This window comes from Sporolituus thermophilus DSM 23256 (assembly GCF_900102435.1).
GTDB classification, from domain to species: domain Bacteria; phylum Bacillota; class Negativicutes; order Sporomusales; family Thermosinaceae; genus Thermosinus; species Thermosinus thermophilus.
On sequence record NZ_FNBU01000013.1, the window covers coordinates 73,037 to 79,729 of the forward strand.

Annotated in this window: 5 protein-coding genes, 1 tRNA gene and 1 rRNA gene; 6 read left to right on the top strand and 1 reads right to left on the bottom strand. The window is 51.5% G+C overall.

Annotation, left to right across the window (positions count from 1 at the left end; all coding sequences use genetic code 11):
- Window positions 1–30 precede the first annotated feature (30 nt).
- Window positions 31–1,308 (top strand): ArsB/NhaD family transporter, encoded by a 1,278-nt coding sequence (locus BLQ99_RS09130; RefSeq protein WP_093690254.1) that lies wholly within the window; start codon window positions 31–33, stop codon window positions 1,306–1,308.
- 60 nt (window positions 1,309–1,368) lie between these two features.
- Here the strand turns inward: BLQ99_RS09130 and BLQ99_RS09135 are convergent, their stop codons facing one another.
- Window positions 1,369–2,127: a DUF4931 domain-containing protein gene (locus BLQ99_RS09135; protein ID WP_093690256.1), complete on the bottom strand. Its 759-nt coding sequence runs from the start codon at window positions 2,125–2,127 to the stop codon at window positions 1,369–1,371.
- Window positions 2,128–2,568: 441 nt separating this feature from the next.
- On the opposite strand from BLQ99_RS09135, the gene BLQ99_RS09145 reads away from it, so the two are divergent.
- From BLQ99_RS09145 to BLQ99_RS09165, 5 genes are all read left to right on the top strand, one after another.
- A complete protein-coding gene (locus BLQ99_RS09145) occupies window positions 2,569–3,777 on the top strand; it encodes a metallophosphoesterase (protein ID WP_093690260.1) in 1,209 nt (402 codons plus the stop codon).
- A gap of 1 nt (window position 3,778) precedes the next feature.
- Complete coding sequence (locus BLQ99_RS09150) at window positions 3,779–4,108, top strand: hypothetical protein (RefSeq protein ID WP_093690262.1); 330 nt, start codon at window positions 3,779–3,781, stop codon at window positions 4,106–4,108.
- Window positions 4,109–4,257: 149 nt separating this feature from the next.
- Window positions 4,258–5,982 (top strand): ABC transporter ATP-binding protein/permease, encoded by a 1,725-nt coding sequence (locus BLQ99_RS09155; protein WP_093690268.1) that lies wholly within the window; start codon window positions 4,258–4,260, stop codon window positions 5,980–5,982.
- A gap of 524 nt (window positions 5,983–6,506) precedes the next feature.
- Window positions 6,507–6,581, top strand: a tRNA-Gly gene (locus tag BLQ99_RS09160).
- Window positions 6,582–6,625: 44 nt separating this feature from the next.
- Window positions 6,626–6,693 (top strand): 16S ribosomal RNA (locus tag BLQ99_RS09165); the annotation flags it as partial.

Sequence of the window (6,693 nt, forward strand, 5' to 3'; positions counted from 1 at the left end):
AGGGCAAACTAACCCAAGAGGAGGATGGTAATGGACAATTGGGCTTTTTACGGTTCAATTTTACTCTTCCTGGCAGCCTATGGCCTGATCATCTGGGAAAAGATCAACCGCATGGTTGTGGCCATGAGCGGGGGCCTGCTGATGGTTCTGATCGGGCTATTGGATCAGGAAACTGCCATTAAGGACGATATTGACTTTAATACCATTGGTCTGTTGGTGGGCATGATGATTTTGGTAGCCATCACGCGCCGTACCGGCGTATTTGAGGCCCTTGCTGTTTGGACGGCCCGGGCGGCAAAGGGGCGGCCGCTCGCCCTTCTCGGTTTGCTCTGCCTTATTACGGCGGTCGCATCGGCGCTCTTGGATAATGTGACAACGGTACTGCTGGTTGTCCCGGTCACACTGACCTTAACGGAAAAACTGCAGGTTGACCCGCTTCCCTTTCTTATTTCCGAGATCCTGGCGTCTAATATTGGTGGCACGGCAACATTGATTGGTGACCCGCCCAATATCATGATTGGCAGTGCCGTAGGTTTTAGCTTTACCGATTTTATTGTTCATTTGGCGCCCATTGCCATCGTTGTCCTGGTGATAACTACGGCGCTACTAATGCTTCTCTACCGGCGGGGGCTAACGGTGCGGGAGGAAGACCGCCAAAAGCTGCTCGCCTTGTCACCCGGGGATGAAATCAAAGACTGGCGCCTTTTGAAACAGTCGCTGGCCGTACTGGCACTGACGATTATCGGTTTTTCTTTCCATGGAATATTGCACCTCGAGTCGGCAACCATTGCTCTCGCTGGCGCTATGTTGCTGATACTTATCAGCCGGGAAGAGCCGGAAGACGTGCTGCTGCATGTCGAGTGGCCGACGATTTTCTTCTTTGCCGGTTTGTTTGTCTTAGTGGGTGGCCTTAAGGCCACCGGTGTTATCCGGGCTCTGGCCGAGTGGAGCCTGGGAGTTACCCAGGGCGATGTGGCTGGCACGTCTTACCTTATCCTGTGGGTAGCCGCCATTGCTTCTGCTTTTGTGGACAATATTCCCTTCGTGGCGACCATGATTCCCATGCTGCAGGACATGGGCCAAATCTCCGGTATGAACCTTGAGCCGGTGTGGTGGTCGCTGGCGCTGGGGGCCTGTCTGGGCGGCAACGGTACGCTTATTGGCGCCTCGGCTAATGTTATTGTGGCCGGCATTGCCGAAAAGAACGGTTGCCCTATTTCCTTCCGTGGTTATTTTAAGGTCGCCTTTCCGTTTATGCTGTTGTCCATCGTTCTGTCTCACCTTTATATATCTTTGCGCTATTTTTAAGTGGTATTAAAGGCAAAAAGACTGCCGCGAGCGGTGCTTACGGCAGTCTTTTATCGTGTATTAGCGGTAATACCGGTTTTTGATATCTTGCACTACCTCTTCGAGGTGGGTGGAAACTTGGGGGATGGCATAGCCGACAAAAATGGGCGACATGACGAAGCGGGGAACAATTTTGACCCAGATGCGGCCCGCAAAATGATAAAAAAAGAGGTTATAGCTGGTGCAGTTTTTGTGAAACCCGTTGAGAATATAATGGGCGGCCGTCTGAATAGCGTCGGCCATCGCGTCAAGGCGGTCAAAATCATGAAGGATGACATTGAATTCAAAAAAGCCGACACGGGGTTTAGTCGATATATTAAATTCGACGCCGCCATCGCGGTGAACGATGAGACCTTCAAATTGATCAGCTGAAATGTTTCGCCGGTAGTCGATGTTCTTTAACCCTACAATCTGCATGTGCGGGTGACGGATGGTTCCGCCGGACAGGGGGCCATGATTTTTGAAAAACAGTACCGACTTAAACTCGCCGCTTTTCTCCATGTTCAGCCAATTTTCCACGCCGAAACGAATGACGGCATAGAGGTGGTCTTGCGGATAAGTTGACAGTTCGGCATCGCAGTGATCGGTCTCGATCAGCACTGTCTGGAAGGCGTCTTGCAGTACGGGATACTTATTTTTTATCAGCAGGATAGGGCCCTGCTCGGCCAGCACGCCGACCAGGCTGGACCGGTCGCAGAACGGGCACTTGGTTTCACGGTTAATAATGTTTTCCGGCTTGAGCCGGCTTAACCAGGTATCAAAAGCAAGATGGGTAGTCATACAATCACCTGATTATCCGTTTGCTACTTTTATCTTAACCTCAAACAAGGAGAATGTCACTTGTTTGCAAGAAAAAAGACGAGACTATATGCAAACCGGTATAACAGGACATATAGCCTCTGAAGTTTCAGCGGGAAATATTACATAATTATTACATAAGATCTTAAAATATAAAGCGGGCAGGAAGAAGCGGTGTTGAATGAAGCGGCGGCAGCTACGCCGGCCACGTATGGCATCAAAAACATACATGGTCTTTTATTGCCCCCCTTTGGTGTGTTATTCTTATTATACCGTGAAATTTCATTTAAACAGACATACCTGCCATGCCGCCCCAAAATTGAGCTGGCCTGGCGCGGACGAAAAGGAACTGGCAGGCAGCCAGACGGCTGCATAGGATACTTCTAAAGGGGAAAGCCCCAATTTTTTACAGCGGTGAGGAATATGCCGGGTATTTCATGGTTTTCGTTTATCTTTCTCTTTCTGGTACCGTTTTTGTTATGTTGGTCTACAGCCCGGCTGCTGGCCCGGCGGCATCCAATATACCGCCGCCGCCCGGTCCGCGCAGCGTATTGGCTGACGTCAGGGGCCAGCGTGGCCGTCCTGGTGGCCAGCCGATGGCTGCGGTTTGACGGGATCCAGCCCGACTGGTTCCGGTTTCTTATGTACGCGGCCTATGTTTGGATCATTGCGCAGTTATTGCTGCTGCTCATTCTGCTTATCTCTTTTCTCGCCGGCTGGCTGGCCAGCAAGGCAACAGTGGCAAAAGGAGATGATGCGGCGGCGACAGCGCGAACCGGGGGCGTTACGCGCCGGGAATTTCTCCGCACGGCGGCGGCCGCGGCGCCCCTGCTAAGTCTGGCCGTTACCGCCCGCACCGTCTACGCGACCGATGCCACCGTCGCCGTTAACCGTTATAGTCTTGCTTTCGACGGCCTGCCGGACAGTCTTGCCGGTCTGAAAATTGCCCAAATCAGCGATACCCATATCGGCCCCTTTTTCTCCCTGGCCAAGTTTGAGCGGGTGTTGGCTATGGTAGAGACCGAGCGGCCCGACCTCCTGGCCGTTACCGGCGACCTTATTGATGATCTGGCTTTGCTGGACGGAGCGGTAAAGCTACTTACCGATTTTCAGCCCCGGCTGCCGCTGGGTATTTATTTTTGTTGGGGCAATCATGAGTATTTTCGCGATATTGGCCGTATCCGCCGGGCGCTCAGGGATAGTTCGGTCACCATCCTTGAAAACAGGGCGGCAAAGGTGCTGGACGGTGAGCGGCCGCTGTATTTGGCCGGTGTTGACTACCCTTGGGCTAAAAGCGGCGCAGCCCAGGTTGAGCGGCGGCGCTTTCTCACCGAGAAGGCGTTAAGCCAGGTACCACCGGCTGCGTTTACCATATTGCTGACCCACCACCCGGACTTTTTAGCCAATGCGTTTGCGGCCGAAGTGCCGCTAACCCTGGCCGGTCATACCCACGGGGGACAGATTGCGGTGTTTGGGCGGTCGCTGTTACCGGTACAGTACACTTTTATGCGCGGGCTCTACCGCCAAGGCACATCCTATGGTTATGTACATACCGGCACCGGCCACTGGCTGCCTTTGCGCGTCGGCTGTCCGGCGGAAATCAGCTTGTTTACGTTGGCGAAAGGAGGATAACATGAGCAAGATTAAGATTAAAAAGAACCTTAGCGATCAGGATATGCTGGCCAACTGGCAGGAACCGGCCAGTTTCGAAACTGCTAGCCATGACGAAAAAACGACCGTCCAAACGGCTAGAGGAAAAGGCCGTGAGAGCGAGTCGTTTCACGGTTCATTTTTGACCCCACAACTGCAAGAAAAGGTAGGAAAGGCTCTCTTGGACTTGAAACTGGCGCTGTATAAGGAAGGCATCGTTGATTACGAGATTAAAGTGGCCCGCCAGGGACACCAGGTCATTCTTACGGCAGCACCCAAGGCTGCTAAACCATCGCCTAAGAGCCGGCCATAAACCGGCGGACAAGAATAATGCTCAACCGTTAATAAGCACCGGCTTCGGCGGGTGCTTATTTTCTTGCTTCTTTAAAAGGAGTTGCGGCGCCTATGTGGAAAACATTAGGATGCACCAATCAAGATTTTGATGGAGAAAGGATCGATGGCATGGGGAAGGGGCATAGCAGTTTCTGCCGCGATATCTGGCAGTTGACCAAAGAGTATTGGTGGTCGGAAGAAAAGTGGCAAGCCAGGGGGCTGCTTGCCGTTAATCTTGCTTTGACGCTCGGTCATGTGTATATTTTGGTGCTTATAAACGAATGGTACAACACTTTCTATAACGCTCTGCAAAATTACGACAAGGATGCGTTTTGGCAAGCGTTGGGCGAGTTCTGCCTTTTGGCGGCAATTTATATTATTATTGCTGTTTATGAATTATATCTCCAGCAGATGCTGGAAATACGGTGGCGCCGCTGGCTGACCTACCGTTATTTGGACAACTGGCTGTATAAACGTACTTACTATATAATGCAGCTATTAGACCCCGGCACCGATAACCCGGACCAGCGTATCAGCGAAGATCTGCGCCTTTTTACCGCATATACGCTGCGCCTGTCGTTAGGCCTGCTCAAGGCAGTCGTTACCCTGGTATCTTTTGTTGCTATTTTATGGCGGCTGTCAGGTCCGCTGCATATTCCTTTTGGTGCGTGGCAGCTCACGATACCAGGTTACCTGGTGTGGGCAGCCTTGGCTTATGCCATTATTGGCACTTGGTTGACAGTAAAAATTGGCCGGCCGCTGGTCAATTTAAATTTTGACCAGCAGCGGTTTGAGGCTGATTTCCGTTTTAGCCTGGTGCGGCTGCGTGAACATGGCGAAAGTATCGCTTTTTATGGTGGTGAACGGCAGGAGCAGGCTAATTTTGTCCAGCGGTTCCGCCACGTCTTTGCTAACTTCTGGCAGCTCATGCAGCGCCAGAAACAGTTAACATGGTTTACGTCCGGCTATTTTCAACTGGCTATTATCTTTCCCATCCTGGTTGCTTCGCCGCGTTACTTTGCGGGGCAAATTCAGCTTGGCGGCCTGATGCAAATTTCATCGGCCTTTGGCCGCGTTCAGGATTCGTTGTCCTGGATTATTGATCGTTTTTCGCAATTGGCCGAGTGGCAGGCGGTTGTCAACCGTCTGGTCGGTTTCATTAACAATATGGAGCGCGTGCGCCACATTTGTCTGAACGAAGCGGGCGTGCGGATTCGGCCAAGTGAAGGAGCGACTTTTACTGCCGTTGGCCTGAATGTATGCCTTCCTGATGGACGGCAGCTTATTCAGCCGCTTGCTTTAGAGCTCCGGCGGGGCGATTCGCTGCTTGTTGTCGGGCCCTCCGGCTGCGGGAAAAGTACCCTGCTGCGCACCTTTGCCGGCTTATGGCCTTTCGGCCAGGGTGAAATTCGTATTCCACAGGGACAACGGGTATTATTCGTGCCGCAAAAAAGCTATCTTCCTATCGGTACCCTGCGGGAGGCGCTACTGTACCCAAAGAGTCCGGGGTCGGTCAGCGATGCGGCCATTCGGGAAGCGATGGATCTCTGTCGGCTGGAAGGCTTTAAAGACCAGCTTGACCGGGTCGAGGACTGGTCGCACATTTTATCCCTGGGCGAGCAGCAGCGTGTAGCCTTTGTCCGGGTATTGCTCCAAAAGCCGGATTGGCTGTTTTTGGATGAAGCTACGTCGGCACTGGATGAACCTACCGAGCGGGCGCTGTATAAACTACTCCGCGAACGGCTGCCCCAGACGACAATAGTCAGTGTCGGCCACCGCAACACTTTGAGCAGCCATCACCGGAAAAAACTTGCCATTGATGATTCGGGCAACTGGAGTATTCTTAATCTTTAGCCGTACTCCGTCTCGATGCTGACAAATCCACGTGCAATATATTTTGAATAAATCTACCGTATTGTATTGTAGGTTGGCCAACTTAATGTACGTTGCCGTCGTTCTCCTCACAATCCCGTATTTGCAGTTTGTTGGCGGAACTAATTGACACCAGTGAAATTCTGGATGCCTGTACGCCGCAAGTTATTGCTACAGGGTCGACGGTAACTAAAGTCATTGCTTACTATCACGGTATGTCGGCGCTTGTTACCAGCACACCGGTATTTGCTGATAGCGTCAGACTCATACGAGTTTTTTCTAACGTGCGCAATATCACTGAACTATAAAGGTTTTCAAAATTTACCATTTGACAGATTGGGTAATTCATGATAAATTTATTAGCGTCGCTACAAACGACGGAATAAATTACCACAAATAAGATGTTGACAAGTCGCAGCACAAGATATATAATTATATTCCGTCGCGAGGATAAGCGACGCGGTCCTTGAAAACTGAACAATGTAAGCGCCAAGTGTAATAAGGATGCGGAAGTAGCTCAGTGGTAGAGCATCGCCTTGCCAAGGCGAGGGTCGCGGGTTCGAATCCCGTTTTCCGCTCCATTTTATGATACTAACGAGCCTTGACAGGCTCCAATAGATAAATTTTATTGGAGAGTTTGATCCTGGCTCAGGACGAACGCTGGCGGCGTGCCTAACACATGCAAGTCGAACG